This window comes from Methylobacterium sp. Leaf99, assembly GCF_001422375.1.
GTDB lineage: Bacteria > Pseudomonadota > Alphaproteobacteria > Rhizobiales > Beijerinckiaceae > Methylobacterium.
The window spans coordinates 657,787-683,149 of the sequence record NZ_LMMU01000001.1 but is presented as its reverse complement, the minus strand read 5'-3'; the positions used below and the strand labels follow the sequence as shown (position 1 = coordinate 683,149).

Genomic DNA, 25,363 nt, shown 5'->3' with positions numbered 1-25,363 from the left:
AGATTGCGGCGGGGGTCTGAAAGCTTCCAGCGAGGACGAATATGTCGATGATCTGCATGACCAAGCCTGAGATGCGCCGTCTGTCTATCCAGCGGCCAAGCATTGGATGTCCGTGAGCTTGCTAGGTGTCAAATATAGAAGGGCGTATACCTTAGAAACGCGTATGTTTAGGCTGCCAGCCCCTGGGGTACATCAGCGGCATCGCTTGAACCTTGTAGCCCCATTGTTTCCGGTGCGACATCAGAGGGCTGGCTGAGATTGTCGCTCAGGGAGGACCCGTTAGATGGAGCCTCAGCAATTTCCTATGGCGTCACTCGACAGCCGAAGGTCCAACAACAACTCGACCTTTAGCCGATATTTTGAAGTGGGGTGGCGGGGGGGGGCTGTCCCAGAAAATGAGCTGAGAGAGGACCCGCCCAGGAGTCCCAGGGTGGATTCCCTAGGTTCCCGTGTCCGACCGGAGGGCACACTAGCCGCCTAGCCCCCAGAGCGGAGACAGCCCCGAGACCATCCATCAGGACAAATCACGGGGCATCACCGGGGTCATTGGGCCTAGCCCAGCGACATGCCGATGGTCTTCAGCGCAACGCCGAGAAGGGCGGTAATGCAGAAGGCGATGCAGCCAAAGCCGATGATTGTTAGGGGGTTGCCCCAGGCCTTCTGCGAGAACGACATGAGGGCGAAGGCAATCCCGAGTATGACAAACCAGAACATGATGATGGTGTTCCTCTCAGGCAGCCTTAGGGTTCAGGACCCGGTGGACGGACATGCGGCTGATCCCAAGGGCCTTGGCGATAGCTGAGGGGCCACTGCCTGCCGCGTGCATCTCACGGACCCTATCCGCTGGAATGGACGCTGGACGGCCTTTGCCTTCGTACACCCCCGCTGCCTTGGCCTTGGCGATCCCCTCAAGCTGACGCTCCCGGCGAAGGTTGGTCTCGAACTCAGCGAACACCCCGAGCATCTGAAGGAAGCACCGACCGGCAGCCGTGGATGTGTCGATGGGCTGCTCCGTGGCCCGCAGGATCACACCCTTCGCTTCCAAGGCGTCCACCAGGGACGCAAGGTCGGCAATAGAGCGGGCTAGGCGGTCGATACGAGTGACGATGATCGTGTCCCCCTTCCTAGCAAAGTCCAAGAGCGTCTGAAGCTCCGTGCGCCCCGTGGTGGTGGTGCCGGATTTCTTCTCGGAGCGGATGACCTCACAGCCAGCAGCCTTAAGGGCGGCCTCCTGAAGGCTCAGGTCTTGGTCGGTGGTGCTCACGCGGGCGTAACCGTAGACGGCCATTTGGGCAGGTCCTGTAACAGAACGATCTAGACCCAATCATCCTGGTGTATCAGAAGGCCACGGTCAACCGTTTTGTGACGTGCATCGCTGTAACATCGGGATGTATCGTGGCGGTGTACCCTTCTGCGACTGACGGCCTGCTACTCGATTAGATTCACCTATGTTACCCTCGGACTTGGGATGCAGATGGCCATTCTGTGGGGACTGCATGCAGTCGAAAGAACACTCAGTGACCACCTCGATCCGTGATGAAATCACTTTCCGGGGCCGAGGCCGTGCAATTCGGAGAGGAAACAGGTTCGTCCTCAAAGTCTGCCCGGAGTGTTCGCAGCACAACGCTCGACAAGCGGCCGATAATGGGCACTGCGCATGGTGTGCCTACGTCCCATCGCTTGACGATGCGGAGCTGGTGGGGCGCCAAGGATGAAGCAAGCTGGGGCAAATCATCCCCACTGAGGCCCTACTCATAAGCTCAAGGAGGTGCTGGCCCAGACAAGCTCTCGTGAGCGAAGTCGGGAGAGGTCGAGGGGGGCTTGAGTTGAGCCCGAGGGGAAATCGTTCCGACAGTCCAAGGTCTTAACCCTAGCTGACACTACCCCGACGCTAGGTTTGGTAGTGGTGATAATTTTTATTGTCAGGACGCTCAGTGGCTTGGGGTCAAACCGCAGAGGACCACACATCCTCGTACCCTAGAGCCGTTTGACACATAGTCGTTCGCTTGGATACGAAACGATTGTCCCGCCAGACACACAGCAAGACGGCGGATATCCTATCCATCCAAGCAAGGTCTAGAGGCTTCCCCGGGAATACTAGGGGGCGCCCACGATGACCTATGGGAGAAGGACCAGCATTGACGATAATCGACCCAACACAGAGAACCCCCCAGCAGTCGAGACTACCGGACGCCAGCGATCTCGGATTCATGCTCGGGCTCAGACGTCAAGGCATCCAGACAGCTTGGCAACACAACGACCTCTTAGACGCCCTTATGGGTGTCAGACCGGCAGTCGAAACCGATCAGGACCTGAGCAAGTGGGCATTCCTCAAGGACGACGGATCGTTCGGTCAATGGGCGGCACCAAGGAATGAACATGAAGGGGCGCTGTTCAATACCGTTCGGGAGCATGAGAAAGCCCTAGCGGCCGACTACGCTCAGGCAGAGGGGCAAGCCCAGGAACACATACAGTCCCAGGAGGACCTTGAGGCGATGGCTACGGCCCCCCAGTAGGCACCGTCAGCCCCGATCCTCAGCGACTTGGCTCGTGAGGCCCAGGTACGACGAGTGACGCTACAGCGGGCCGCAGGGGGGCTCAGGACAGCCCAGGGGGTGGGCTCGGGCTTCGTAGGATGCTGGGATACTCACAGCGGCTCAAAGGGCGTCCAGGGCAATCTCTCCAGCATCCCTGAGGGACCGCTGAGTAGGATGGCTCACAGTCTAGCCCCGCTGTCCTTATCGGCTTGCCTTATAGTAGCCAAAGGGGACTAGGTTCAACCTACATCCATCTATGGACATCCAAGGAGACTGTAGGTCCTCCTTCAATGATATTCATTGCTAGTACATATACATAGATAACCAAGGATAACTATGAACTCAAACTCTAATAAACACAAGAAACCTAAGGATCGCTGGCTTGACCATTGGCTCATTGCTCAGGGGGAGCCTTTGAAGCGCCTAGTGTCCACTCATGCGCTCAAGGTAGCTAACACTGAGAAGCGCAAGCGCAAGCGCAGCCTCAAACACCAAGCCGCCTTCGACAGAGCTATAGAGGTTCTAGTCGTCAATCTGGCCTATCTAGTGGTCCGTCCTAGCAACACTGGATGTCTCGCGCTTATCCAAGACGATGCACATGGGCTCACACGCTATGAGCACCCATCGCTGACCATCAGCACTATCAGGAAGGCACTAAGACTCCTTAAAGGCGATGTCCTGACTGTTCGTGGCGGACGATGTGGCATCCGAACCTCCACTATAAGACCTACTGAGGCCTTCATAGGTGAGGTGGAACGCTGTGGCATTGAGCCAAGTGACTTTGGCAGAGACCTAGACGAAGAAGTTGTTATCCTGGGCATCACATACAGGTACATAGTTAGGAGGGATGAGGCCCCCATCAAACGCAGACACCAAGTGAACTATAAGACGGACGATGCATGTGTAGCTCATGACCGGGCATGGGTTCGTTCACTCAATGGGCTCCTAAATTCATCCGATCTTGCGTTTATCGATGATGGACTTGCCCCTAAGGTTTGCACTGAGGATCGGACCATGTGCCGTATATTCACAACTATGGATGCCCTCGATATCCGATGGGACCTGAATGGCCGGCTATTTGGTGGCTACTGGCAGAACCTTCGGAAGGATCGCAGACAGCACCTCCGGATTAACGGAGAGCCTATCTCTGACTTGGACTACAAGAACGCTTTCGCCCGTCTCGCGTACATCCACATGGATCAGAAGCCTCCTGAGGGCGATCTATATGATCTGACAGGCATCCTTGCTGGGTATGATATGGAGCATCCAACACACCGGGATGGGGTCAAGGCGGGCTTCAATGCACTGCTGAATAGTGGTGCTGCGGACGTGCCTGAAATCCTACAGGACCTGCCTGAAGGCACCACAGCGGAAGCTTTACGGAAAGCCCTAGCAATCAAGCACCCGGGCCTTGTGGGCGCATTCAGGACTAATCTCGGTCTCAAGCTGATGTTCACCGAGAGCACGATCCTAATGAACGCTCTAGATAAGCTGATGGCTCAGGGGATTGTGGCGCTAGGAATGCACGATGGTGTCATGGTCGCTGAGAGCAATCAGGAGGCCGCTAGGAAGGCCATGGAGGCTGCTTCAGAGGAGGTCTTGGGGATTGCGCTAGTCGTAGTGTCGAAGGCTCCCTTGGGGCTCCTAGGGCACCGGGGGGTGCTGTTGGCTGCATAAGCCAAGCTGGTCCGACATAGGATGCTGAGATGGTGAGAATATATTCTTGTTAATGCCTCAAAGCCGTTAGGGCATGCATTCCGAAACACTCGCATTCCAACCCTATGCGCTCCCAAAGATCGGCCAGACATCGCCCCAGCCTTCATAGTCTTGAAGTCGATCCTTGGGGGCCACTATGCCCCATATCATCAGGCCGCGACCGAACCGTGTGGCAAACACAAAGAGTCCTTCGGTTTCGCCCGACCAATAGCAGAACCTATTGCCGTACTCCTTGATCGTTCTTCGGGTTGCCCTCGTGAAGCTTGGGAGGGCTTGTTCGAGATATTGCGTTACGTCTGCCATATGAGGATTCTGGGTTTGGTGCCAGCTAATCAGCAGGCCGTAGCAACCAGGCGCGATCTTTCCAGTTTCCCGATAGTACAGTGCGCACCCGAGTTTCCTCCCTGTGGTAACTATCGAGTCCCTCGCTGCTGTCGTGATGAGGACGACTGGCACGTCCTTCAGCGGCATTCCCGGGGGCTTGGAGATACCTGCGTGTCGCAGCGCCGAACGAGCTTCATTGGCGCTCAAGTTCAACTTGGGTAAGGCCTCACGATAGTTGTTATTGATTCCAGAGTGGAGCTTTCGGGCATCCTTGACGCTGAGATTGCGGGGGTCGTAATCCATCAACATCGAATGGTATGCGAATATCTGATCGGCATCCTTGGTGGACGAGTTGCAGTCAAAGCACGCAGGGAACTCAAAGGTCTCCGGCCAGTGCCCCTCGGGAAAGCAGGCTTTGGGAGGCACATGGTCCCAGGTCTCAGTGATCTTCGAGCCACCACAGAAGCAGCACACTGGGTGGTCCCTCAGAAAACGTACCTTGCGCTTCTCCTTCGTCTTGCTCTGGGACACACCTAACCCCCTCAGACTGACTGACTACACCACCTTCCCAATTTGCTCCCGAATCTGCCTGAGGAGATACCCAGAGCCGTACCCTTGCCCAATGGTCCGTGAGCCCCATCCACCGATGAGGTTCTGAAACTCCTCCGGTACTCCGGCATGCCTCAAACGGTCCCTCATGGCGTGCCTGAAGCTGTGGGTGGTCTTCCCGAGCTTCATGGTCTTGGACAGCCATTTGTTGACCGTCTGAGAGGCGTTGTTGGCCTTCACGTTGCCGTTCTCAGCGTACCGGGGGAACAACCATGCGGAGCCCTGGGATGCCTTCACAGCCCTCTCAGCGGCCCACAGGGACACACCAACCAGGGGCACATCCCGCTCACTGTGGACGGTCTTGAGGGTACGCCCAAGAGCCACATGGGGCCTGATACGGATGTGTGGGGTTTCGTGTTCCAACACCACGTCTTCCGCTCGCAAGCCTACGATCTCTCCAAGGCGTGCCCCGGTGTCAGCCTGTAGGGCGACTATATGGCGGATATCATCATCCTTGATGCGGCAGGCCTCAGCGATGACCTTTAGTTCATCCAAGGTGAAGGGTTCCCGCTCCTTAGCGTCCTGAGCTTCCTTCGCGATCGTGAGCTTCTCGAATGGGTTTCGATGAGCCCCCATGTTGAACTCAATAAGTCCCTTATTAAAAACGGCCTTGATGGTATTGAGCCTCCGACGTGCCGTAGCTGTCTTATTGCCCCCCTTCAGCAATCCGTCTCGCACTGACACTGCATGATCACGGCGGTACGTATTTAGGGGGAAGTCACCTACGATGGAGAAGACGTGGCCAATTGCACGCTCAGTGTCCCCGGCAAACTTCGGGAGACCACCTTTGTCGTGCTCCTTCAGATAGACCGCCAGGGCATCGCTGAGTAGCCTACGAGGCTTGGTAGGGTCGTCTTTGAGAATCCTGAAGGCTTCATGCTCCACGGGACTCCAAAAGGCCTCATGGGCCTCCCTTGGCATCCTATGGTCATGCCGGATGTCCTCGTAGGCGGTCCCGTGACGCTTCGCGAGATAGTCCTCCATGACCTCCCCGGCGTCAGGCCCATTCATCCAAGTGCTCTGCTTGGTTAGGTCGCCAGAGGATAGCCCCAGGGAGGCCAGGAGAGCCCTTGCAGCCTCACGGACTTGAGGAGTGGTCAGGCGAGCCCGCTGTCCTTCCTCAGACCTCAGGCTGGCCCACAGGGCATCATCCTCAGCGGCGAGCTTGGCAGCTTTGGGGGCAGCTACGGCAATGTCACGGGTACCGAGGCTGACACGGCGAAACTTCTTGCCCGCGTAGTGGGACTGAAGCGCATCAGGGATACGGCGATGATAGAAAAGGGAACTGCCCTGCCGATTGGTTCTAACGTGGCGGACTGTCACTCGGAAAACACCGGTATCAAGCAGGATCGATGGCACTGTAACACCCTGTGTATCACCACCAGGGTCGCCTATCGATACCTAACTGCTTGATTTCACTGCGGAACCCGCCGTAGCGGTGGTGCCCAGGAAAGGACTCGAACCTTCACCTCTTGCAAGACTGGTACCTGAAACCAGCGCGTCTACCAATTCCGCCACCTGGGCTCGCCGGAGCCGCTCGCGGCGCCGACGTGGGTTCGTTTAGGCGGAGCGGGGGCACCCGTCAATCGGGATTTTCGCGAGCCCGCTCCGCGGTGTCGGGCTCAGGCGTTCGGCCAGTCGCGGATGTCGACGAAGTGCCCCGCCACCGCCGCCGCCGCCGCCATGGCGGGGGAGACGAGGTGGGTGCGGCCGCGGTGGCCCTGGCGGCCCTCGAAGTTGCGGTTCGAGGTCGAGGCGCAGCGCTCGTCGGGGCTGAGGCGGTCGGCGTTCATGCCGAGGCACATGGAGCAGCCCGGCTCGCGCCAGTCGAACCCCGCCGCCTTGAGGATGCGGTCGAGGCCTTCGGCCTCGGCCTGGGCTTTCACCACGCCGGAGCCCGGCACCACCATGGCGGAGACGTTGGCGTGGACCTTGCGGCCCTCCACCACCTTGGCCACCGCCCGCAGGTCCTCGATGCGGCCGTTGGTGCACGAGCCGATGAACACCCGGTCGATGGCGATGTCGGTGATCTTCGTCCCCGGCACCAGGCCCATGTAGTCGAGGGCCTTCTCCTTCGACTGGCGCTTGTTCTCGTCGAGGATCCGGGCCGGGTCCGGCACGGCGCCGGAGATCGAGACCACGTCCTCGGGGCTGGTGCCCCAGCTGACGATGGGGGGAAGGTTCGCCGCGTCGAGCCGCACCTCGCGGTCGAAATGCGCGCCCTCGTCCGAGACCAGGGTCTCCCAGTAGGCGCGGGCGCGCTCGAACGCCTCGCCCTGCGGCGCTTTCGGTCGGCCCTTCACGTACGCGAAGGTGGTGGCGTCGGGCGCGACCAGGCCGGCGCGGGCGCCGCCCTCGATGGACATGTTGCAGATGGTCATCCGGCCCTCCATCGAGAGGGCGCGGATGGCCTCGCCGGCATACTCGATGACGTAGCCGGTGCCGCCGGCGGTGCCGATCTCGCCGATGATGGCGAGGATGATGTCCTTCGCCGTCACGCCGGGCGGCAGGGTGCCGTCCACGGTGACGCGCATGTTCTTCGCCTTCTTCTGCAGCAGCGTCTGGGTGGCGAGGACGTGCTCCACCTCCGAGGTGCCGATGCCGTGGGCCAGGGCCCCGAAGGCGCCGTGGGTCGAGGTGTGGCTGTCGCCGCAGACGATGGTCTGGCCCGGCAGGGTGAAGCCCTGCTCGGGGCCGATGACGTGGACGATGCCCTGGCGCCGGTCGAGGGCGTCGTAGAACTCGATGCCGAACTCGCGCACGTTCTCGGCGAGCGCCTCCAGCTGGATGCGGCTCTCCGGGTCCTCGATGCCGAAGCTGCGGTCCGAGGTCTGGACGTTGTGGTCCACCACCGCCAGGGTCTTTTCCGGGTGGCGCACCCGGCGCCCGGCCACGCGCAGCCCGTCGAACGCCTGCGGGCTCGTCACCTCGTGGACGAGGTGGCGGTCGATGTAGAGGAGGCTGGTGCCATCCGGCTCGACATCGACCACGTGGTCGTCCCAGATCTTGTCGTAGAGGGTGCGCGGCGCGGTCATGATTGGGTTGTCTTCGCGTTTCTCGGCGGGCCTCGAGGCCCAGGTTCCCTTTAGTAATGTTCCAGACCGTTCGGCGAAAGTGGGGCGTGCGGCCCCCGTCGGATGGCTGCGGCGAGGTTTTCGCATGGCGAGGCCCGGTGTGGGGGGCGGCGCCACCTCACTGGACCGGCCCCCGGTCCTCGGCTTAAAGCGGACGGGCGGCCTCCGGGGCCGCGTACCGGCGTCCCGAAGGCCCGCCAGAAGGTCCCCCATGCTGCCCGTCGATCTGCTGCTGCTCAAACCCCTGCAGCCGAGCGTCATGGAGGCCCTGGCCGAGCGGTTCACCCTGCACCGGGCCGACACCGCCCCGGACCGCCCGGCGTTCTACGCCGCCATCGGCCCGCGCATCCGCGCCATGGCGACGGGCGCGCAGGCGCCCGTGGACGCCGCCCTCCTGGCGCACCTGCCCAACCTCGAGATCGTGGCGAGCTTCGGGGTCGGCTACGACACCATCGACACGGCCTGCGCCGCCGCGCGCGGCATCGTGGTGACGAACACCCCCGACGTCCTCTCCGACGAGGTCGCCGACCTCGCCCTCGGCCTGCTGCTCGCCACCCTGCGCCAGATCCCGCAGGCGGACCGCTACCTGCGGGCGGGCCACTGGCCGGGCAAGCCTTATCCCCTGACCCCGACCCTGCGCGGGCGAACCGTCGGCATTCTGGGCCTCGGGCGCATCGGCCGGGCCATCGCCACCCGCCTCGAAGGGTTCGGCGTCGCCATCGCCTATCACGGTCGCCGCCGGCAGGCGGAGGTGCCCTACGCCTACCACGCCTCCCTCGTGGAGATGGCGCGGGCCGTCGACGTCCTCGTGGTGGTGGCGCCGGGCGGCCCGGAGACGGACGGCCTCGTCGGGGCCGCGGTGCTGGAAGCCCTCGGGCCGCAGGGCATCCTCGTCAACGTGGCGCGCGGCAGCGTGGTGGACGAGGCCGCCCTCGTCGCGGCCCTGCGCGACGGCACGATCCTCGGGGCCGGACTCGACGTGTTCGCCCGCGAGCCGCACGTGCCGGCCGACCTCGTCGCCATGGACCATGTCGTGCTCCTGCCGCATGTCGGTTCGGCCTCGGTCCACACCCGCGAGGCCATGGGCCGCCTCGTCGTCGAGAACCTCACCCACTGGTTCGCCGGCCGCGGACCGCTGACCCCGGTGCCGGAGACGCCCGTGCCGGTCCGGAGCGCCGGAGCGTGAGCGCCGCCGCATCGGCCCGCGCGCTGGCAGTCTGCGCGGCCCTCGCGGTGGGCGGCCTCGCCGTGGCGCAGGAAGCCCAGCCGCCCGGGGCCGTTCCGGCGCCGACGGACGCGCCTGCGTCCGAGACCGTCCCCCCGACGCCGTTCGTCGAAAGCCTGCCCAAGGACATCGCCGGGGTGCCGGGCACCTGGGACCTGTCCCGCGACGGCAGCACCCGGCGCTGCGTCATGACCCTGTCGAGCGAGAGCGGCGAGGCCGGGCGGCGCCTGTCGTTTCCCGCCGGATGCCGCCGCGCCCTGCCGGTGCTGAACGGCGTCGCCGGCTGGCTGTTCACCGACGGGACCCTGCGCTTCGTCGACAAGAACGTCCGCCCGGTCCTGCCCTTCACCCGCCGGCCGGACGCGCGCAGCCTCGTGGCGCAGACGGAATCCGGCGAGCACTACAGCCTCGTGCCCCTGCAGATCGTCGCCATGGTGCCGCCGGCTTCGGCGGTGCCGCCGGTGCCGCCGCCGGCCCCGGCGACTCCCCCGGCGGGCACACCGGCATCCGCGCCGCTGGCGGCCGAAACGGATCTCGGCGGCGAGGCGCCCCCGGCCGGCCTCTACACCCTCGACCGCTACCGCGACCAGGATGTCTGCCGCCTGGAGCTGACGCCCGCGCCCGCGCCCGCGCCCGTGCGGCTCCTCGACGGCTGCCGCGACAGCGGCCTCAGCGTGTTCGATCCCGTGTCCTGGCAGTTCGCGCGGGGGCGGCTCGTCCTGAACGCCCGGCGCGGGCACACGGTCAACCTCATCCCCACGGGGGACGGTCGCTGGCGCCGCGATCCGGAGGTGGGCGTCACCTTCGTCCTGCGCCGGATCCCGGCGCCCTCCCGGTAGGGATCGCCCGTCTCGTTTGCCCCTGGCACGCCCCCGGATTATGCCGTCGCGATGCTCACCGTCGCCGCCCTCTACCGCTTCGTCGATCTGCCGGATGCCGCCGCGGTCCGCGCGCCCGTCGAAGCCCTGTGCCGGGATCTCCGGATCACCGGCACCCTGCTGCTGGCCCGCGAGGGGATCAACGGCACGGTGGCGGGCGAAGCCGGCGCCGTCGCGACGTTCCTTGATGCCCTCCGCACCGGGCCGCTGTTCGGCGGACGCCTCGGCGACCTCGACGTCAAACTGTCCTCGGCCGACGCGCCGCCGTTCGGGCGCCTCAAGGTCCGGGTGAAGCCCGAGATCGTGACCTTCGACGGCGGCGCCACCCACCCGGCCCTGGCCCCGGCGACGCCCGTCGCCCCCGAGGCCTGGAACGGGCTCCTCGACACGCCGGGGCTGCTGCTCATCGACACCCGCAACGCCTTCGAGGTGGCGCTCGGGAGCTTTCCCGGGGCCGTCGATCCGGGCACGAAGCGCTTCGGCGACTTCCGCGCCTACGTCGACGGGCTCGACCCGGCGGCGCACCCGAAGGTGGCGATGTTCTGCACCGGCGGCATCCGCTGCGAGAAGGCCGGGGCCTACATGCGCGCCCGCGGGTTCGCCGAGGTCCACACCCTGGCGGGCGGCATCCTGCGCTACCTCGAGACGGTGCCGGACTCCGAAAACCGCTGGACGGGCGACTGCTTCGTCTTCGACGGCCGCATCGCCCTCGGTCCCGCCCTCGTGGAGCGGCCCGACCACGCCCCGGAGACCCTGCGATGAGCGACCCTGCGATGAGCGACCCCGAGATGAGCGACCCCGACCTCGGCCTCCGCATCGACGCCCTGGAGATGCGCCTGACCGAGCAGGATGCGGTCATCGACGACCTCAACGCCACCATCACCGCGCAGTGGCGCCAGATCGACGCCCTCACGCGGCGGATGGCGAAGCTGGCGGAGGAGATGGAAGAGGCGGGAAGCCGCCCCGGCACCCATGCGCCGGAGCCGCCGCCCCCGCATTACTGATCGCCCGTGACGGATCGCGCGGTCCGCCCGAGAATCCGGGCCGCCTCGACACGTGCCCCGGGCTGTGGCTTCGTAGGCCTCCGGTGCGGGAGACAGGGCCATGGCCTACCGGTGCGACCTCGGCGGCGAGCGCTACAGCTTTTCCGACCTCCGACACGTGCTCGCCGCGGCCTCGCCCCGGCGCTCGGGCGACGAATTGGCGGGGCTGGCGGCCGCGAGCGATGCCCAGCGGATCGCGGCCCGTCGCGTTCTCGCCGACCTGCCGCTCCGGGTGTTCCTCACCGAGGCTCTGGTCCCCTACGAGGACGACGAGGTCACCCGGCTCATCATCGACACCCACGATGCCGCCGCCTTCGCCCCCGTGGCCCACCTCACGGTCGGGGGTTTTCGCGATTGGCTCCTGTCCCACGCGGCCACCTCCGCGGTCCTCGCCGCCCTAGCGCCGGGCCTGACCCCCGAAATGGTGGCGGCGGTGTCGAAACTGATGCGGGCCCAGGACCTCATCGTGGTGGCGCGCAAGTGCCGGGTGGTGACGGCGTTCCGCACCACCATCGGCCTGCCCGGGCGCCTCGGCACGCGGCTGCAGCCCAACCACCCCACCGACGACCCGCGCGGCATCGCGGCTTCCGTCCTCGACGGCCTGCTCTACGGCGTGGGGGACGCCTGCATCGGCATCAACCCCGCCACCGACAGCGTCGAGAACGCCGGCGCGCTGATGACCATGCTCGACGAGCTGCGCCAGCACTACGCGATTCCCGCCCAGACCTGCGTGCTGACCCACGTCACCAACGCCCTCGCCATCCTGGAGCGCGGCGCCCCCGTCGATCTCGTGTTCCAGTCGGTCGCCGGCACCGAGGCGGCCAACCGCGGCTTCGGCGTCGATCTCGCGGTGCTGGCCGAGGCCCACGACGCGGCCCGCGGCCTGAAGCGCGGGACGGTGGGCGACAACGTCATGTATTTCGAGACCGGCCAGGGCGCGGCGCTGTCGGCCGACGCCCATCACGGCGTCGATCAGCAGACGGTGGAGGCCCGCGCCTATGCCGTCGCCCGCGCCTTCCGGCCGCTCCTGGTCAACACCGTGGTGGGCTTCATCGGCCCGGAATATCTCTTCGACGGCAAGCAGATCGCCCGCGCCGGCCTGGAGGATCATTTCTGCGGCAAGCTGCTCGGCCTGCCGATGGGCTGCGACGTCTGCTACACCAACCACGCCGAGGCCGACCAGGACGACATGGACGGGCTGATGACCCTGCTGACGGTGGCCGGGTGCAGCTTCCTCATCGCCGTGCCGGGCTCGGACGACATCATGCTCAACTACCAGAGCCTGTCGTTCCACGATGTGCTGACCCTGCGCACCACCCTGCGGGTCCGCGCCGCCCCCGAGTTCGAGGCATGGCTCGACCAGATGGGCATGACCACGCCGGAGGGCGGCATCCGCGAGCTCGAACCCCGCCACCCGAGCCTGACCCGCCTCATGGACCGCGCGAGCCGAGTGGTATGATGCGGCTGGATCGGAGGAGAGGTTCACCATGAGCGACGGCACGCCCGCCACCGCCGCCGACCGCTGGGCGGCCCTCCGGTCGGCGACCTCCGCCCGCATCGGCCTCGGACGCCGGGGCGACGCGATGCCCCTGGAGGCGGTGCTCGACTTCCAGCTCGCCCATGCCAGGGCCCGCGACGCCGTTCACGCCGCCCTCGACGTCGCGGCCCTGGAGGACGCGTTGCGGCCCCATCCGGTGGTGCGCGTCCGCAGCGCCGCCCCCGACCGCGCGACCTACCTGCGCCGGCCCGACCTCGGCCGCACCCTCGACCCGGACAGCACCCTCCACGGCGCGGCGGACGGCGTCGATCTCGTTTTCGTCGTGGCGGATGGCCTGTCGGCGATGGCGGTGCAGAGCCAGGCCGCCCCGTTGATCCATGCCTGCCTCGCGCGCCTCGACGGGCTCTCGGTCGGCCCCGTCGTGGTGGCGAGCCAGGCCCGCGTCGCCATCGGCGACCCCATCGGAGAAATGCTCGGCGCGCGCCTGTGCGCCGTCCTCATCGGTGAGCGCCCCGGCCTCAGCGTCGCCGACAGCCTCGGGATCTACGTCACCTATGGACCGCGCCCGGGCCGGCGCGACTCGGAGCGCAACTGCATCTCCAACATCCACGACCGGGGCGGCCTGTCCATCGACCGCGCCGCCGACACCCTGGTCCGGCTCGCCCGCGAGGCCCTGCAGCGCGGTGTGACGGGCGTCGCCCTCAAGACTAGCCTCGGCGTCGAACCGGACGCGTCTGGACTTCCACCTGCGACGGCGGGTCGATCCCGCAATGCGGAACCCCCGTCAGGCTAAAGGCTTGAGACAACGCCGGCTGCTCCTTGGGGACGCTGGCGTACCAGATCACCTGAGGGGGTGATTTGCTCGAGAGATGGCCCAAGCACCATGATCATCACCCGCACCGCACCGTTCCTGCTGCTCCTGTCCCTGGGTTTGCCCGCCGCGGCACAGCCGGCACACGGCCTCGACAGGCCCCTGCTGGTCCACGGCAACTATTGCGGCCCCGGCAACAATGCACCGCTGCCGCCCATCGATGCCCTCGACGCGGCCTGCGCCCGGCACGATGCCTGTACGCCGTCGGGCGGTCTGCCGTCGAAGGCCTGCAACATGCGTCTCGAGCGCGAGGCCGCTGCCGTTTCCCGCGATCCACGCCAATCCGAGGACGTGCGCGCCATGGCGGGCCTCGTCTCGACCAGCATCGCCCTGATCCCGTCGGAGGAAATGATCCGGCCCGCGTCGCATCGGCTCGGGACGCCGCTTCCCATGTCCCACCACCGGGACGCCCCCGTGGACGCCGAAGACTGATCCGTAGACGCGTCCCTCCCCGGAAGGGGAGGGCCGCACCTCCGGAGCATGGCGAAACGGTGCGGAACGGCCCACACGGAACATCGTCCCGTGATCCTCGGATCACGGGACGGTTTCAGGCGGTGGCGTCGATGACGCCGGCCTCGTCCTGGGCCTGAAGGACGTCCGGGCGCGGCATCGAGATGATGTTGTATCCGGAATCGACGAAGTGGACCTCGCCGGTGACGCCGCCGGACAGGTCGGACACGAGGTACACCGCCGAACCGCCGACTTCCTCCAGGGTCACCGTGCGCCGCAGGGGGGCGTGGGCCTTCTGGTGATTGAACATGAGCCGGGCATCGGCGATGCCGGCCCCGGCGAGCGTCCGCATCGGGCCGGCCGAGAGGGCGTTGACCCGGATGCCGTCCGGGCCGAGGTCGCCGGCGAGATAGCGCACCGACGCCTCCAGGGCGGCCTTGGCCACGCCCATGACGTTGTAGTTCGGCATGACCCGGGTCGAGCCGCCGTAGGTCAGGGTGAGGAGCGAGCCGCCGCGGGGCATCCGCTTGGCCGCGCGCTGGGCGATCTCGGTGAACGAGAAGCACGAGATGGCCAGGGTCCGCGAAAAGTTCTCGCGGGTGGTCACATCGACGTAGCGGCCCTTGAGCTGGTTCTTGTCGGAAAATCCGATGGCGTGGACGACGAAATCGATCCCGTCGGGAAAACGCGCGTCCAGGGCGGCGAACACCGCGTCGACGCTGGCGATATCCTCAACGTCGCAAGGAATGACGGTGTCGGACCCGAGGGATGCGGCGAGGGGAGCGACGCGACGACCGAGGGCTTCCCCCTGATAGGTGAATGCGAGTTCGGCACCGTGCTTGTGCAGGGCCGAGGCAATGCCCCAGGCGATGGAATGATTGTTGGCGACCCCCATGATGAGGCCGCGCTTACCCGTCATCAAACCCGTCATGCGTTTCCCCGTGGACGTGGCCGCGATTGGCCGCCGCACTCATCCCTGGGGATGGGCTTAGCGTGCGGGTCGCGGACCTGTCCAATTCGGGGCGACGGACGGCCTAGAAATATCCGTTCGTGTCGGCGCGGGCCCAGTCGATCAGGGCCTGCTTGGCATAGACCGCCGCGAGACCGGTGACGGCCAATCCACCGACGGTGCCCAGGGTGAACCACAGCATGCGCTTTATCCTTGCGTGTTGCAGGGAAAACGCAGCCGGAGTCCGGGGGTTCCGACGGTCTCAGGCGTCGACGTTCTTCAGCACCAGGGTGGCGTTGGTGCCACCGAAGCCGAAGGAGTTCGACAGGACGTGACCGAGCTTGGCCCCGTCGCGGCGCTCGCGCAGGATCGGCATGTCGGCGAAGGCCGGATCGATCTCGTCGATATGCGCACTCTCGCAGATGAAGTCGTTGTTCATCATCAGGAGGGAGTAGATCGCCTCCTGCACGCCGGTGGCGCCGAGGGAGTGGCCGGTGAGGGACTTGGTGCCCGAAATCGGCGGGCACGCGTCGCCGCGGCCGAACACCTCGCGGATGGCCTCGATCTCCTTCTCGTCGCCCACGGGCGTCGAGGTGGCGTGCGGGTTGATGTAGTCGATGGGCGCGCCCTTGAGGCCGCCGATGGCCTGGCGCATGCAGCGCACGGCGCCCTCGCCGGAGGGGGCGACCATGTCGTAGCCGTCGGAGGTGGCGCCGTAGCCGGCGATCTCGCCGTAGATGGTGGCCCCGCGGGCCTTGGCGTGCTCGTACTCCTCCAGCACCAGCACGCCGGCGCCGCCGGCGATGACGAAGCCGTCGCGGTTGGCATCGTAGGCGCGCGACGCCCTCGCCGGGGTGTCGTTGTACTTCGACGACATGGCGCCCATGGCGTCGAACAGCACCGACAGGGTCCAGTCGAGGTCCTCGCAGCCGCCGGCGAAGATGATGTCCTGGCGCCCGCCCTGGATGATCTCGGCGGCGTTGCCGATGCAGTGGTTCGAGGTCGCGCAGGCCGAGGCGATGGAATAGTTCACGCCCTTGATCTTGAACCACGTCGCCAGGGTCGCCGAGGCGGTGGACGACATGGCTTTCGGCACCGCGAACGGGCCGACGCGCTTCGGCCCCTTCTCGACGGCGATGGCGGCGGATTCGACGATCACCTTCGTCGACGGGCCGCCCGAGCCCATGATGATGCCCGTGCGGTCGTTGGAGATGTCGCCGGCCTCGAGGCCGGACTGGCGGATCGCCTGATCCATGGCGACGTGGTTCCAGGCGGTGCCGCCGCCGTGGAACCGCATGGCGCGGCGGTCGACGATGCCCTCGGGATCGAGGCTCGGCCGGCCTTCCACCTGACTGCGGAAGCCATGCTCGGCATACGAATCCGAATGGGCGATGCCGGACTTGGCCGCGCGCAGGGAGGCCAGGACCTCGTCGGTGTTGTTGCCGATGGACGAGACGATGCCCATCCCGGTGATCACGACACGCCGCATGGACCGCTTCTTCTCCGCCGCCGGTGCTTCGGACGGCACCCTGTCGTCGTCAGTTAGGACGCTGGCGCGCCGATCTCAACCGTTTCGCCTCAGGCGGCCGGCGAGCCTTGCGCCTGGAACAGGGCGACGCGCAAGTCCTTGGCCTCGTAGATGCGGGTGCCGTCGGCCTCGAGCCAGCCGTCGGCGATGCCGAGCACGAGCTTGCCGAGGCGCACCCGCTTGATGTCGATGCCGTAGACCACCTTGGTCACCGTGGGCAGCACCTGGTCGGTGAACTTGACCTCGCCGACGCCGAGGGCCCGGCCGCGTCCGGGGGCGCCGAGCCAGCCGAGGTGGAAGCCGACGAGCTGCCACAGGGCGTCGAGGCCGAGGCAGCCGGGCATCACCGGATCGTTCTTGAAGTGGCAGCCGAAGAACCAGAGGTCCGGTCGGATGTCGAATTCCGCCAGCACGTGGCCCTTGCCGTTGGCGCCGCCCTCGGCCCCGATGGAAACGATGCGGTCGAACATCAGCATGGGCGGCAGGGGCAGCTGGGCATTGCCGGCCCCGAACAGCTCGCCGCGCCCGCAGGCCAGCAAGTCCTCGTAGGAGTACTGCGTCGCCCGGGCGGGGGCCGGGGTGCCGGTGGGTGCGGTGGGATCGGAAGCGGAAGACATGATGAGCGGATCGGTCCTCTGAGGAGGGGGATCTGTGACGGGCTGGCATCCGCCGCGCGGGAAGAGCCGTTCCGCGACGGCGGAACGGGCCGGAAAACGGCGCTTCGTTAACACAGGGCCGGTGCGCCTCAAAGCTGTGCCGGATCGCGCCTCGAAACGACTGCGCCCGCGACTGCGCCATGGCGCGTGCGGATGCCGGGCGCGGGGAGGGGGGATATGCGCTCACAGCCGGGCTTGCCGGCGTCGGGGCCCCTGACCTCGGCTTGCGGCAACGCGGCGGGTTCCGTATAAACGCAGATGTGAAGACCGAAGTTTGGGTGAAATGTCAGCCACCGCGATTCCGAACATGCAGCCGTTGCAGGCCATGCTGAACGCACGGACCTCCATTCCGTCGGGTGACGTCGCCGGTCGGCGTGGCTGTCCCCTGTCCGACCTGCGCGATCGCCTGCGCCGGGCCGGCCTGCGACCGACCCGCCAGCGCCTGTCCCTCGGCTGGCTCCTGTTCGGCCGCGGAGACCGCCATCTCACGGCGGAAATGCTCTACGACGAGGCCATGCGCGCCAAGGTGCCGGTCTCGCTCGCCACGGTCTACAACACCCTGCACCAGTTCACGGAAGCCGGCCTCCTGCGTCAGCTCGCCCTCGACGGATCGAAGGCGTATTTCGACACCAATCCGAGCGAGCACCACCACTTCTTCCTCGAAGAGGAAGGTCAGGTCCTCGACATGCCGGATTGCGGCATCACCGTCGATTCGCTCCCCGATGCCCCCGAGGGCATGGAGATCGCCGGCGTCGAGGTGATCGTGCGCCTGCGCCGCCGGGGCGCCAGCGCCCGCAAGGGCTGATCGTCCCCACGCTCTTCCGTCGTTGTGCACACGAAAAAGGCCCGGGCGACCGGGCCTTTTTCGTGTGCGCGGGCGGCATCCGCGTTCGATGGGGTCAGAGTGGGCGGAGAGCAAGGGAGGTTGCAGGGTTGAAACCTGCCCTGAGCACGGCGGTGCAACGGGACGATCCGTGTCACCCGTGCGGGCCTCATGGCAACCGCGCCGAGCCCGACCGGTTGTTGCGTTCGGCGGATATCCGCCGCCGCACAGGCGGACGGCGATGCGTTCCCCGCACCACCGTCCTGTCTCAGCTGGCGATGGCGCGCATCTCGGCGACGCCGTCGCGCAGGACGTAGCCGCGGCCCCAGACGGTCTCGATGTAGTTCTGGCCGCCCGAAGCGTTGGCGAGCTTCTTGCGCAGCTTGCAGATGAACACGTCGATGATCTTCAATTCGGGCTCGTCCATGCCGCCGTAGAGATGGTTGAGGAACATCTCCTTGGTCAGGGTCGTGCCCTTCCGCAGGGCGAGGAGTTCCAGCATCTGGTACTCCTTGCCGGTGAGGTTCACGCGGTTGCCGCCGATGGCGACGGTCTTCTCGTCGAGGTTGACGATGAGATCGCCGGTGGTGATCACCGACTGGGCGTGGCCTTGCGAACGGCGGACGATGGCGTGGATGCGGGCGACGAGCTCGTCCTTGTGGAACGGCTTCGTCAGGTAGTCGTCGGCACCGAAGCCGAGGCCCTTCACCTTGTCCTCGATGCCGGCCATGCCGGAGAGGATGAGGATCGGGGTCTTGACCTTCGACACCCGCAAGGCGCGCAGCACCTCGTAGCCCGACATGTCGGGCAGGTTCAGGTCGAGGAGGATGATGTCGTAATCGTAGAGCTTGCCGAGATCGATCCCTTCCTCACCGAGGTCGGTGGTGTAGGTGTTGAACCGTTCGGACTTCAGCATCAATTCGATGCTTTGCGCGACGGACGCATCGTCCTCGATCAGTAGGACACGCATAGGCCGGCTCCTTGAGACATTTACCCGTTCCTATACAAACATTGCCAACAAAACCTTAATGCCGAACGGCGGACGAACGCCGTCGCGCGGTCGGGTTCGTCGAGGTCCGGTCTCACCGCACCCGCTTCCCTACGCTCAGGATCGCGCCCATCATCGACAGGATCTTGATCGTCGAGGGAGCGTGGTCGCGCGAAGCCGCTGGCGCGGCGCGTACCGTCCGTGAGGCGGCGCCCCGCATGGGTGAAAGCCTCGCGAAACACTGGGTTGCGCGAGGGGCCGCGTGGCCGCCACGGCTTCGGGGATCGGCACCGCGGCCGCATCCGGGCGGTGGCCTTCCCCCGGATGCGGGACGTCTGCCGCTCCGTCGGTGGCTGCGGTTCAGTTCAGGGTCCGCTCGGCGTCGACCTTGCGGGCGAGGGCCCGCCCGACCTCGTACAGGGCTTGGCGCAAACCGGGCAGGGCGGCCTTCGCGCCGTCGTCCTCGATCATCGCGTTGGCGATGAGAAGATGGTCGGCGATCGATTCCAGATGATCGTTCGTAATCGTCGCCGGGTGGGCGGGGGGCGGGATGAAGCGGCCGATCTGTCCGTAGGTCTGCAGGGCGTTGGCCGGGTCCGGCACCAGTTCGGTCATCGAGCCGAGGTAGCCGAGGAAGGTGCGGTCCGGCGGCCCGAACGAGGGAACGCCGCCGGCGCCGATCCAGCGCCGACTGCCGTCCGTCGAGCAGAGGCGGAACCGGACGCTGAATTCGGAGGTCCTCTCGGCCGCCCGCGTCAACACATCCTTCACCACCGGGCGATCCTGGTCGTGGACACACGACAGCCAACCCTGGTCCAGGGCGGCCGCGACGGTCTGCCCCGTGAGCTTGGTCCATTCCTGACTGATATGACTTAAAGACCCAATCGGATCGATTGCGAAGATCACGTGCGACTCCTGCCTCAATCCAGCGTCATCGAGGATGTATCGCGTGTGTGACCGCTGATCATACAGCCAACCGATCCTGTGTTTTGATAAGATTCGCAACCCATTATGGAGTTCATGCGGTGCGACTTTATGGCCGGGAAACATGACCGAAGACCCTGACGCGCAGATTCGTGCACGCCTGCGCATGATCGCCGAGACGCTCAACCTGCCGACGGAATATTTCTACATCGAGCCGACGACGCCGGGCAGCGTCGCGGACGCGAACGAATGCCTGCGGCTCTGGTCCCGGATCAGGACGCCCGAGGGGCGCCGCCGGGCCCTGGAGATTCTCCGGGCCCTGGGGGATGACGGCGAGCCGTAGCCGCTCGACCGCGCGTGGGTTCGCTTCGACCCCGGGGGCTCGCGCCGCTACTCGGCCGCCGGCGTGTTGAGGGCCAGGAGGCGCGCCGTTCGGGTCCGGGCCGCGTTGCGCGTGGCCTCCGGTTCGCGCCCGTCCAGGGTCCGGCGCGCGTCGTTGACGGCGGCGTGGACCGCATCGATGGCGAGGATCAGGGCGCTGATGGTGCGGGTGTCGATGTTGCGGGCCCGGGCGTGCTGGACCACGTCGGCGACGAGGCTGTCGGTCTCGCGCACGAGGCCGTCGAGGTCGTCCTGGGTGCGGGCGCCGCGCACTTCGCGCAGGAGGTCGAGGAGGCGGTCGAGCACCACGTCGATGCGCTCGCGCCGCTCGCGGGCGAGGCGCTGGCCGAGCCAGGCGATGCCCGAGCCGATGGTGCCGCCGAAGAAGGCCAGGAGGTAGATGTAATCCTCGTAGCGCTCGAACAGGGTCTGCTGTTCGCGCTCGAAATAATCCACCGCGCCGGGATGGTTGGGCAGGCGCGCGCTGGTGGCGGCGACGCTCGAATCGAAATCCGGGGCCTTCATCAGCTTGGCGATGGGGGCCTGCGGCGCGAGCTTCGAGCGCCACTCGAACAGGTGCTGGGTCACGGAGGCGACGGTGAAGCGGCTGATGCTGCCCCGGGCCATGAGCCGGTAGGAGGCGCCGACGGTCTTCACGTCCTCCTCCGGCCGCTTCGGACGGCCGCCGAAGGTGCCGGCGGGAATCGTCACCGATTGCAGCTCGGGCATCCGCTGGATGATGGCCTCGCCGTCGGGCACCGAGACGAAAGTCACCTGCTTTTCGGTGGAAGCCGCCTCCACGGCGCGTACAGTGGAGATGGCGGCCTTCGAGGCCGGGGCCGCGATGACCGCCACGGCATCGACGCGGCCCTCCTGTACGGCACTCGTCACATCCGCCGGCTTCAGCGGCACCAGGGCGACGCGGGCGGGACCCATCGGCTTGTCCGCTCCGGCCTCCCCGAGGGGTTCGGCGGTGAAGTCGTAGAAGCCCAGCAGGTTGGTCACGAACGGCACGTCGGCCTGATGGCGCTCGACGATGCCGAGGCGCTTGCGCGACAGGTCCGGAAAGCTCTCGATGGCGGCCGATGCGGGGGCCACGATGAGCAGCGCCTCGTCGTGCAGGATCGCGAGCGTCAGGCCGTTCTCCGGCAGGAGGACGTCCGGGCGCACCACGGCGAGGTCGGCCTCGCTGCGCTGGAGGGCCTCGGCGGAATCGCGCACGTCGTCGTAGGGCACGACCTTGAGGCGGACATCCTCGTGGCCACGGGCCAGCGCCCGGGCGTAGGTCTGGAGCAGGGTCGCCTCGGCACCGTCGCGCGGGCCGACGGCCACGGTCAGCGTCGTCGGGCGCGACAGGTACACCACCGCCCCGGCCAAAGCCGCGAGGCCGAGGGCCAGCACGACGAGGAGCCATTCGCGTCTCAGGAGGAATGCCGGCATAGCATGCTCGAGCCCTCGCCCATCATCACCATCCGGGTCGGATCATCCGGACGAACCTGAACCGAAAACCTGTCCGAAGCGTAAAGAACAGATGAAGGCCTCGAACGTTGCAAATCCCAGACCGGCGCTGAGCGGTTCGACTTCACCCAAGCCGACCCCGCCCGTGACCGCCGCCTATCTGGAGCGGGCGGCCCTGCATTACCTGGAGCGCTACAGCGCATCCGTGGCGATGCTGCGGCGGACCCTCCAGCGCCGGGTGGAGAAACGCTGCCGCCTGCGCGGCGAGGACCCGTCCGCGCACGCCGAGGCCATCGAGGCCGTGGTGGCCCGGGCGGTGAGCGCCGGTCTCGTCGACGACGCGCGCTTCACCGCCGGCCGGATGGCGGCCCTGCGCCGGCGCGGCACCTCGGCCCGGGCCCTCTCGGCCAAGCTCGCCGCAAAGGGCGTGTCGCGCGACCTCGTCGCCGACGCCATGGCGGCGGAGCGCGACGAGGCGGACGCGGAGGGGACCGACACCGAGGAGACGGCGGCGGCCGCCTATGCCCGGCGCCGGCGTCTCGGGCCGTGGCGCCGGCCCGGCACCCGCGAGGCCCACCGCGACCGCGACCTCGCCGCCATGGCCCGGGCCGGCTTCGCCTACGGGCTCGCCCGCCGCATCGTCGAGGCGGAGATGGAGCCGGACGCGGACCCGTGAGCCTGCGACGATCCGGCAGCGAACACGGCGGCGATTTTCTCCGGAATAAATTGAACGAACCACGAACGGGGCGCATCTCCTATCCATGGACGAAACCCTCGCGAAGAAGCTGCGCATCCTCGCCGATGCCGCCAAATACGACGCCTCGTGTTCGTCGTCGGGGGCCCCGAAGCGCACGGCGGGCAAGGGCGAACTCGGCTCGACCACGGGGGCGGGCATCTGCCACGCCTACACCCCGGATGGGCGCTGCATCTCGCTCCTGAAGATCCTGCTGACGAATTACTGCCTGTTCGACTGCGCCTATTGCGTCAATCGCCGCTCGTCCAACGTTGAGCGCGCGAAGTTCACCGTCGAGGAGGTCGTGACCCTCACGGTGGAGTTCTACAAGCGCAACTACATCGAGGGCTTGTTCCTCTCGTCGGGCATCATCAAGTCGCCCGACCACACCATGGAGCTGCTGACGCGGGTGGCGAAATCGCTGCGGCGCGACCATGGTTTTCGCGGCTACATCCACCTGAAGTCGATCCCCGAGGCGAGCCCGTGGCTGATCGAGGAAGCGGGGCTCTATGCCGACCGGCTTTCCATCAACGTCGAGTTGCCGACGGAGGTGAGCCTGGAGCGGCTGGCGCCCGAGAAGAACGGCACGATCATCCAAAACGCGATCCAGCAGATCGGCGAGCGGATCACGCAGGCGAAGGCCGAAAAACGCCGGTTCTCGCCGGCCGGGCAATCGACCCAGGTCATCGTCGGGGCCGACGCCACCACCGACGAGGCGCTGATGCGCAAGAGCGCGCATCTCTACGGCTCGTTCAACCTGAAGCGGGTCTACTACTCCGCCTTCAGCCCGATCCCCGACGGCTCGACCATCCTGCCCCTGAAGTCGCCCCCGCTCCAGCGCGAGCACCGGCTCTACCAGGGCGACTGGCTGCTGCGGTACTACGGCTTCACGCCGGACGACGTCGCCGACGCCACGGAGGACGGCATGTTCGCCCTCGACGTCGACCCGAAGCTCGCCTGGGCGTTGAAGCACCGGTCGCACTTCCCCCTCGACGTGAACCGGGCCGACCGGGAATGGCTCCTGCGGGTGCCGGGCCTCGGCGCCAGGGCCGTGGACAAGATCGTGCGGGCGCGGCGCCACACCCGCCTGCGCCTGGAGGACGTCGCCCGCCTCACCTCCGGCCTCAAGCGCGCCCGGCCGTTCCTCATCGCGGAGGATTACCATCCCAGCGGCGGCCTCACCGACCGCCTCGATCTCCGCGCCCGCCTCGCCGACCCGCCGAAGCAGCTGAGCCTGTTCTGAGGATGGAGCCGGACGACCTGTTCGGGACCGGACCGCGGGCGGTGTCGCTGGGCGCCGGAGCGGATGGTGCCGGGTTCCGCGCCGCCGTCCGGCGTCTGGCCGCCGCCGCCGTCCCGCCCGAGCGCGTGGTCTGGTCCGTCGGCGAGGCGCCCGGCCTGTTCGGCGCCCCGGACGCGGCGACCGACGCCCCGCCGCTCGCCCTGCCGCGCGGGGTCGGCGACCTCGTCGCCCGCGTGGTGCCGCACCGCGATCCCGAGCGCTACGCCCTGCTCTACGCCCTGATCTGGCGGGTCCTCCGGGGCGAGCGCCGCCTACTGGAGGTCTCGAGCGATCCCCTGGTCCATCGCCTGGAGCGCATGGCGAAGGCCATCGCCCGCGACCTGCACAAGATGCACGCCTTCCTGCGCTTCCGCCGGGTGGAGGGGGAGGGGCCCGAGCGCTTCGTCGCCTGGTTCGAGCCCGACCACCACATCCTGGAGGCGGCCGCCCCGTTCTTCGTCGGCCGTTTCCGAAGTCTGCACTGGACGATCCTCACGCCGGAGGGCTCGGCCCGGTGGGATACCGAAACCCTGACCTTCGGCCCGCCCGGACGGCGCGAGGACGCGCCCGCCAGCGACGGGTTCGAGGCGGGCTGGCGCGACTATTATGAAAGCACCTTCAACCCCGCCCGCACCAATCTCGCCGCCATGCGGGCCGAAATGCCGAAGAAGTACTGGCGCAACATGCCCGAAACCGCCGCGATTCCGGGCCTCGTCCGGGCGGCGGCCTCGCGCACGGAATCGATGATCGAGCGGGCGCCGCAGAAGGCGATCAAGCGCGATCCCGTCCGGGCCGTGGCCGCCATGGCCGATCAGGCCCCGGATTCCCTCGACGCCCTGAACGCCATCATCCGCCGTTCCGAGCCCCTGGTGCCGGGGGCGACCCAGGCGGTTTTGGGCGAAGGACGGGTGGGGGCCGCCATCGCGTTCGTCGGCGAGCAGCCGGGGGATCAGGAGGACCGCCAGGGCCGCCCGTTCGTCGGGCCGGCGGGCCAGCTCCTCGGCCGGGCCATGGCGGAAGCCGGGATCGTGCGGGGCGACGCCTACCTCACCAATGCGGTCAAGCATTTCAAGTTCGAGCAGCGCGGTCAGCGCCGCATCCACCAGAACCCCACCGCCGGCGAGGTCAGCCATTACCGCTGGTGGCTGGAGCGCGAACTCGACTTCGTCGCCCCCCGCCTCGTGGTGGCGCTGGGCGCCACCGCCGTCCTGGCTCTCGCCGGCCGGGCGATCCCCGTCACCCGGGCGCGGGGGCCGGCGGAGTTCGGCAAGGGCTACGCCGGGTTCATCACCGTGCACCCGTCCTACCTGCTGAGGCTGCCGGACGGGGCGAAGGACGAGGCCTACGCGGCCTTCGTCGCGGATCTGCGGCGGGTCGGCGATCTCGCCACGACCCTGGCCGCCTGAGGCCGCCGTC

General features: G+C 66.9%; 25 protein-coding genes, 1 tRNA gene and 1 pseudogene. 14 read left to right on the top strand and 13 right to left on the bottom strand.

All coding sequences use genetic code 11. The features are described from left to right. Nucleotides 1-552: 552 nt before the first annotated feature. Together ASF28_RS22220 and ASF28_RS03160 are read right to left on the bottom strand one after the other, a co-directional pair. Nucleotides 553-714, bottom strand: coding sequence for a hypothetical protein (locus ASF28_RS22220; RefSeq protein ID WP_157085313.1), 162 nt, complete (start codon nt 712-714; stop codon nt 553-555). A 16-nt stretch (nt 715-730) separates the two neighbouring features. Then, nucleotides 731-1,288, bottom strand: a complete 558-nt coding sequence (locus ASF28_RS03160; RefSeq protein ID WP_056087535.1) for a recombinase family protein — start codon at nt 1,286-1,288, stop codon at nt 731-733. Between the two features lie 850 nt (nt 1,289-2,138). Between ASF28_RS03160 and ASF28_RS03155 the strand changes: the two genes are divergently transcribed. After that, on the top strand, nt 2,139-2,516 hold the full coding sequence (locus ASF28_RS03155; protein ID WP_157085311.1) for a hypothetical protein: 378 nt from the start codon (nt 2,139-2,141) through the stop codon (nt 2,514-2,516). Between the two features lie 357 nt (nt 2,517-2,873). After that, entirely contained in the window at nt 2,874-4,214 is a 1,341-nt protein-coding gene (locus tag ASF28_RS22215; protein ID WP_157085309.1) for a hypothetical protein, read from the top strand. A 102-nt stretch (nt 4,215-4,316) separates the two neighbouring features. On the opposite strand, the gene ASF28_RS22210 is transcribed toward ASF28_RS22215, so the two are convergent. The 5 genes and pseudogenes from ASF28_RS22210 to leuC form a co-directional block, all read right to left on the bottom strand. Beyond that, a complete protein-coding gene (locus ASF28_RS22210) occupies nt 4,317-5,108 on the bottom strand; it encodes a hypothetical protein (RefSeq protein WP_157085307.1) in 792 nt (263 codons plus the stop codon). Nucleotides 5,109-5,132: 24 nt separating this feature from the next. Continuing rightward, nucleotides 5,133-6,170 carry a tyrosine-type recombinase/integrase gene (locus ASF28_RS03145; protein WP_244474870.1) on the bottom strand — a complete coding sequence of 346 codons (1,038 nt, stop codon included), beginning with the start codon at nt 6,168-6,170 and terminating at the stop codon, nt 5,133-5,135. A gap of 201 nt (nt 6,171-6,371) precedes the next feature. After that, nucleotides 6,372-6,509 (bottom strand): annotated as a pseudogene (locus tag ASF28_RS23655) (DUF6538 domain-containing protein); the annotation flags it as partial. Between the two features lie 116 nt (nt 6,510-6,625). Continuing rightward, nucleotides 6,626-6,710, bottom strand: a tRNA-Leu gene (locus ASF28_RS03140). A gap of 98 nt (nt 6,711-6,808) precedes the next feature. Beyond that, the gene (gene leuC, locus ASF28_RS03135; RefSeq protein ID WP_056087523.1) at nt 6,809-8,221 is read right to left on the bottom strand and encodes a 3-isopropylmalate dehydratase large subunit; all 1,413 of its coding nucleotides are present in this window, start codon (nt 8,219-8,221) and stop codon (nt 6,809-6,811) included. A 250-nt stretch (nt 8,222-8,471) separates the two neighbouring features. Here leuC and ASF28_RS03130 point away from each other — a divergent pair, with 250 nt between their 5' ends. From ASF28_RS03130 to ASF28_RS23145, 7 genes are all read left to right on the top strand, one after another. Next, on the top strand, nt 8,472-9,446 hold the full coding sequence (locus ASF28_RS03130) for a 2-hydroxyacid dehydrogenase (protein ID WP_056087518.1): 975 nt from the start codon (nt 8,472-8,474) through the stop codon (nt 9,444-9,446). Beyond that, entirely contained in the window at nt 9,443-10,324 is an 882-nt protein-coding gene (locus ASF28_RS03125) for an AprI/Inh family metalloprotease inhibitor (RefSeq protein WP_056087517.1), read from the top strand. The genes ASF28_RS03130 and ASF28_RS03125 overlap by 4 nt, the downstream gene beginning before the upstream one ends. Before the next feature lie 51 nt (nt 10,325-10,375). After that, entirely contained in the window at nt 10,376-11,125 is a 750-nt protein-coding gene (gene trhO / locus ASF28_RS03120) for an oxygen-dependent tRNA uridine(34) hydroxylase TrhO (protein WP_056087514.1), read from the top strand. Nucleotides 11,126-11,151: 26 nt separating this feature from the next. Further along, entirely contained in the window at nt 11,152-11,367 is a 216-nt protein-coding gene (locus ASF28_RS03115; RefSeq protein WP_082476113.1) for a SlyX family protein, read from the top strand. A 100-nt stretch (nt 11,368-11,467) separates the two neighbouring features. Further along, on the top strand, nt 11,468-12,865 hold the full coding sequence (locus ASF28_RS03110; RefSeq protein WP_056087509.1) for an ethanolamine ammonia-lyase subunit EutB: 1,398 nt from the start codon (nt 11,468-11,470) through the stop codon (nt 12,863-12,865). A 28-nt stretch (nt 12,866-12,893) separates the two neighbouring features. Further along, nucleotides 12,894-13,697, top strand: coding sequence for an ethanolamine ammonia-lyase subunit EutC (gene eutC, locus ASF28_RS03105; protein WP_056087507.1), 804 nt, complete (start codon nt 12,894-12,896; stop codon nt 13,695-13,697). A gap of 90 nt (nt 13,698-13,787) precedes the next feature. Continuing rightward, a complete protein-coding gene (locus tag ASF28_RS23145; RefSeq protein ID WP_056087505.1) occupies nt 13,788-14,207 on the top strand; it encodes a hypothetical protein in 420 nt (139 codons plus the stop codon). Between the two features lie 115 nt (nt 14,208-14,322). Here ASF28_RS23145 and fabI read toward each other — a convergent pair whose 3' ends face one another. The 3 genes from fabI to fabA all read right to left on the bottom strand — a co-directional run bounded on the left by fabI (nt 14,323) and on the right by fabA (nt 17,319). Beyond that, nucleotides 14,323-15,156 carry an enoyl-ACP reductase FabI gene (gene fabI / locus ASF28_RS03095; RefSeq protein WP_056087502.1) on the bottom strand — a complete coding sequence of 278 codons (834 nt, stop codon included), beginning with the start codon at nt 15,154-15,156 and terminating at the stop codon, nt 14,323-14,325. Nucleotides 15,157-15,436: 280 nt separating this feature from the next. After that, the gene (gene fabB, locus ASF28_RS03090; RefSeq protein WP_056087499.1) at nt 15,437-16,663 is read right to left on the bottom strand and encodes a beta-ketoacyl-ACP synthase I; all 1,227 of its coding nucleotides are present in this window, start codon (nt 16,661-16,663) and stop codon (nt 15,437-15,439) included. An 89-nt stretch (nt 16,664-16,752) separates the two neighbouring features. Then, nucleotides 16,753-17,319 carry a 3-hydroxyacyl-[acyl-carrier-protein] dehydratase FabA gene (gene fabA, locus ASF28_RS03085; protein ID WP_056087496.1) on the bottom strand — a complete coding sequence of 189 codons (567 nt, stop codon included), beginning with the start codon at nt 17,317-17,319 and terminating at the stop codon, nt 16,753-16,755. 346 nt (nt 17,320-17,665) lie between these two features. Between fabA and irr the strand changes: the two genes are divergently transcribed. Further along, nucleotides 17,666-18,163: a Fur family transcriptional regulator Irr gene (irr, locus tag ASF28_RS03080; protein WP_443189705.1), complete on the top strand. Its 498-nt coding sequence runs from the start codon at nt 17,666-17,668 to the stop codon at nt 18,161-18,163. Nucleotides 18,164-18,449: 286 nt separating this feature from the next. On the opposite strand, the gene ctrA is transcribed toward irr, so the two are convergent. Beyond that, nucleotides 18,450-19,151, bottom strand: coding sequence for a response regulator transcription factor CtrA (gene ctrA, locus ASF28_RS03075; RefSeq protein WP_056087493.1), 702 nt, complete (start codon nt 19,149-19,151; stop codon nt 18,450-18,452). Nucleotides 19,152-19,529: 378 nt separating this feature from the next. Beyond that, the gene (locus ASF28_RS03070) at nt 19,530-20,075 is read right to left on the bottom strand and encodes a PAS domain-containing protein (RefSeq protein ID WP_056087489.1); all 546 of its coding nucleotides are present in this window, start codon (nt 20,073-20,075) and stop codon (nt 19,530-19,532) included. Between the two features lie 142 nt (nt 20,076-20,217). On the opposite strand from ASF28_RS03070, the gene ASF28_RS22200 reads away from it, so the two are divergent. Next, entirely contained in the window at nt 20,218-20,436 is a 219-nt protein-coding gene (locus ASF28_RS22200; protein ID WP_147709996.1) for a hypothetical protein, read from the top strand. A gap of 47 nt (nt 20,437-20,483) precedes the next feature. On the opposite strand, the gene ASF28_RS03065 is transcribed toward ASF28_RS22200, so the two are convergent. Beyond that, nucleotides 20,484-21,914, bottom strand: coding sequence for a TAXI family TRAP transporter solute-binding subunit (locus ASF28_RS03065; protein WP_056087486.1), 1,431 nt, complete (start codon nt 21,912-21,914; stop codon nt 20,484-20,486). Between the two features lie 163 nt (nt 21,915-22,077). On the opposite strand from ASF28_RS03065, the gene ASF28_RS03060 reads away from it, so the two are divergent. From ASF28_RS03060 to ASF28_RS03050, 3 genes are all read left to right on the top strand, one after another. Continuing rightward, complete coding sequence (locus ASF28_RS03060) at nt 22,078-22,608, top strand: regulatory protein RecX (protein ID WP_056087483.1); 531 nt, start codon at nt 22,078-22,080, stop codon at nt 22,606-22,608. A gap of 85 nt (nt 22,609-22,693) precedes the next feature. Continuing rightward, nucleotides 22,694-23,908 carry a putative DNA modification/repair radical SAM protein gene (locus tag ASF28_RS03055; RefSeq protein WP_056087480.1) on the top strand — a complete coding sequence of 405 codons (1,215 nt, stop codon included), beginning with the start codon at nt 22,694-22,696 and terminating at the stop codon, nt 23,906-23,908. Between the two features lie 2 nt (nt 23,909-23,910). Then, nucleotides 23,911-25,353, top strand: a complete 1,443-nt coding sequence (locus tag ASF28_RS03050; RefSeq protein ID WP_056087477.1) for a UdgX family uracil-DNA binding protein — start codon at nt 23,911-23,913, stop codon at nt 25,351-25,353. Nucleotides 25,354-25,363: the final 10 nt, after the last annotated feature.

Bases quoted from the DNA above. Each gene is read 5' to 3' on its own strand.
- ASF28_RS23145 (WP_056087505.1), top strand. From the start codon at position 13,788: ATGATCATCACCCGCACCGCACCGTTCCTGCTGCTCCTGTCCCTGGGT.
- trhO (WP_056087514.1), top strand. From the start codon at position 10,376: ATGCTCACCGTCGCCGCCCTCTACCGCTTCGTCGATCTGCCGGATGCC.
- fabI (WP_056087502.1), bottom strand. From the start codon at position 15,156: ATGACGGGTTTGATGACGGGTAAGCGCGGCCTCATCATGGGGGTCGCC.
- ASF28_RS03110 (WP_056087509.1), top strand. From the start codon at position 11,468: ATGGCCTACCGGTGCGACCTCGGCGGCGAGCGCTACAGCTTTTCCGAC.
- ASF28_RS22220 (WP_157085313.1), bottom strand. From the start codon at position 714: ATGTTCTGGTTTGTCATACTCGGGATTGCCTTCGCCCTCATGTCGTTC.
- ASF28_RS03065 (WP_056087486.1), bottom strand. From the start codon at position 21,914: ATGCCGGCATTCCTCCTGAGACGCGAATGGCTCCTCGTCGTGCTGGCC.
- ASF28_RS03130 (WP_056087518.1), top strand. From the start codon at position 8,472: ATGCTGCCCGTCGATCTGCTGCTGCTCAAACCCCTGCAGCCGAGCGTC.
- ASF28_RS03050 (WP_056087477.1), top strand. From the start codon at position 23,911: ATGGAGCCGGACGACCTGTTCGGGACCGGACCGCGGGCGGTGTCGCTG.
- ASF28_RS22215 (WP_157085309.1), top strand. From the start codon at position 2,874: ATGAACTCAAACTCTAATAAACACAAGAAACCTAAGGATCGCTGGCTT.
- leuC (WP_056087523.1), bottom strand. From the start codon at position 8,221: ATGACCGCGCCGCGCACCCTCTACGACAAGATCTGGGACGACCACGTG.
- ctrA (WP_056087493.1), bottom strand. From the start codon at position 19,151: ATGCGTGTCCTACTGATCGAGGACGATGCGTCCGTCGCGCAAAGCATC.
- ASF28_RS03145 (WP_244474870.1), bottom strand. From the start codon at position 6,170: ATGGAGGACTATCTCGCGAAGCGTCACGGGACCGCCTACGAGGACATC.
- fabB (WP_056087499.1), bottom strand. From the start codon at position 16,663: ATGCGGCGTGTCGTGATCACCGGGATGGGCATCGTCTCGTCCATCGGC.
- ASF28_RS03160 (WP_056087535.1), bottom strand. From the start codon at position 1,288: ATGGCCGTCTACGGTTACGCCCGCGTGAGCACCACCGACCAAGACCTG.
- eutC (WP_056087507.1), top strand. From the start codon at position 12,894: ATGAGCGACGGCACGCCCGCCACCGCCGCCGACCGCTGGGCGGCCCTC.
- ASF28_RS22200 (WP_147709996.1), top strand. From the start codon at position 20,218: ATGACCGAAGACCCTGACGCGCAGATTCGTGCACGCCTGCGCATGATC.
- fabA (WP_056087496.1), bottom strand. From the start codon at position 17,319: ATGTCTTCCGCTTCCGATCCCACCGCACCCACCGGCACCCCGGCCCCC.
- irr (WP_443189705.1), top strand. From the start codon at position 17,666: ATGCAGCCGTTGCAGGCCATGCTGAACGCACGGACCTCCATTCCGTCG.
- ASF28_RS03115 (WP_082476113.1), top strand. From the start codon at position 11,152: ATGAGCGACCCCGACCTCGGCCTCCGCATCGACGCCCTGGAGATGCGC.
- ASF28_RS03055 (WP_056087480.1), top strand. From the start codon at position 22,694: ATGGACGAAACCCTCGCGAAGAAGCTGCGCATCCTCGCCGATGCCGCC.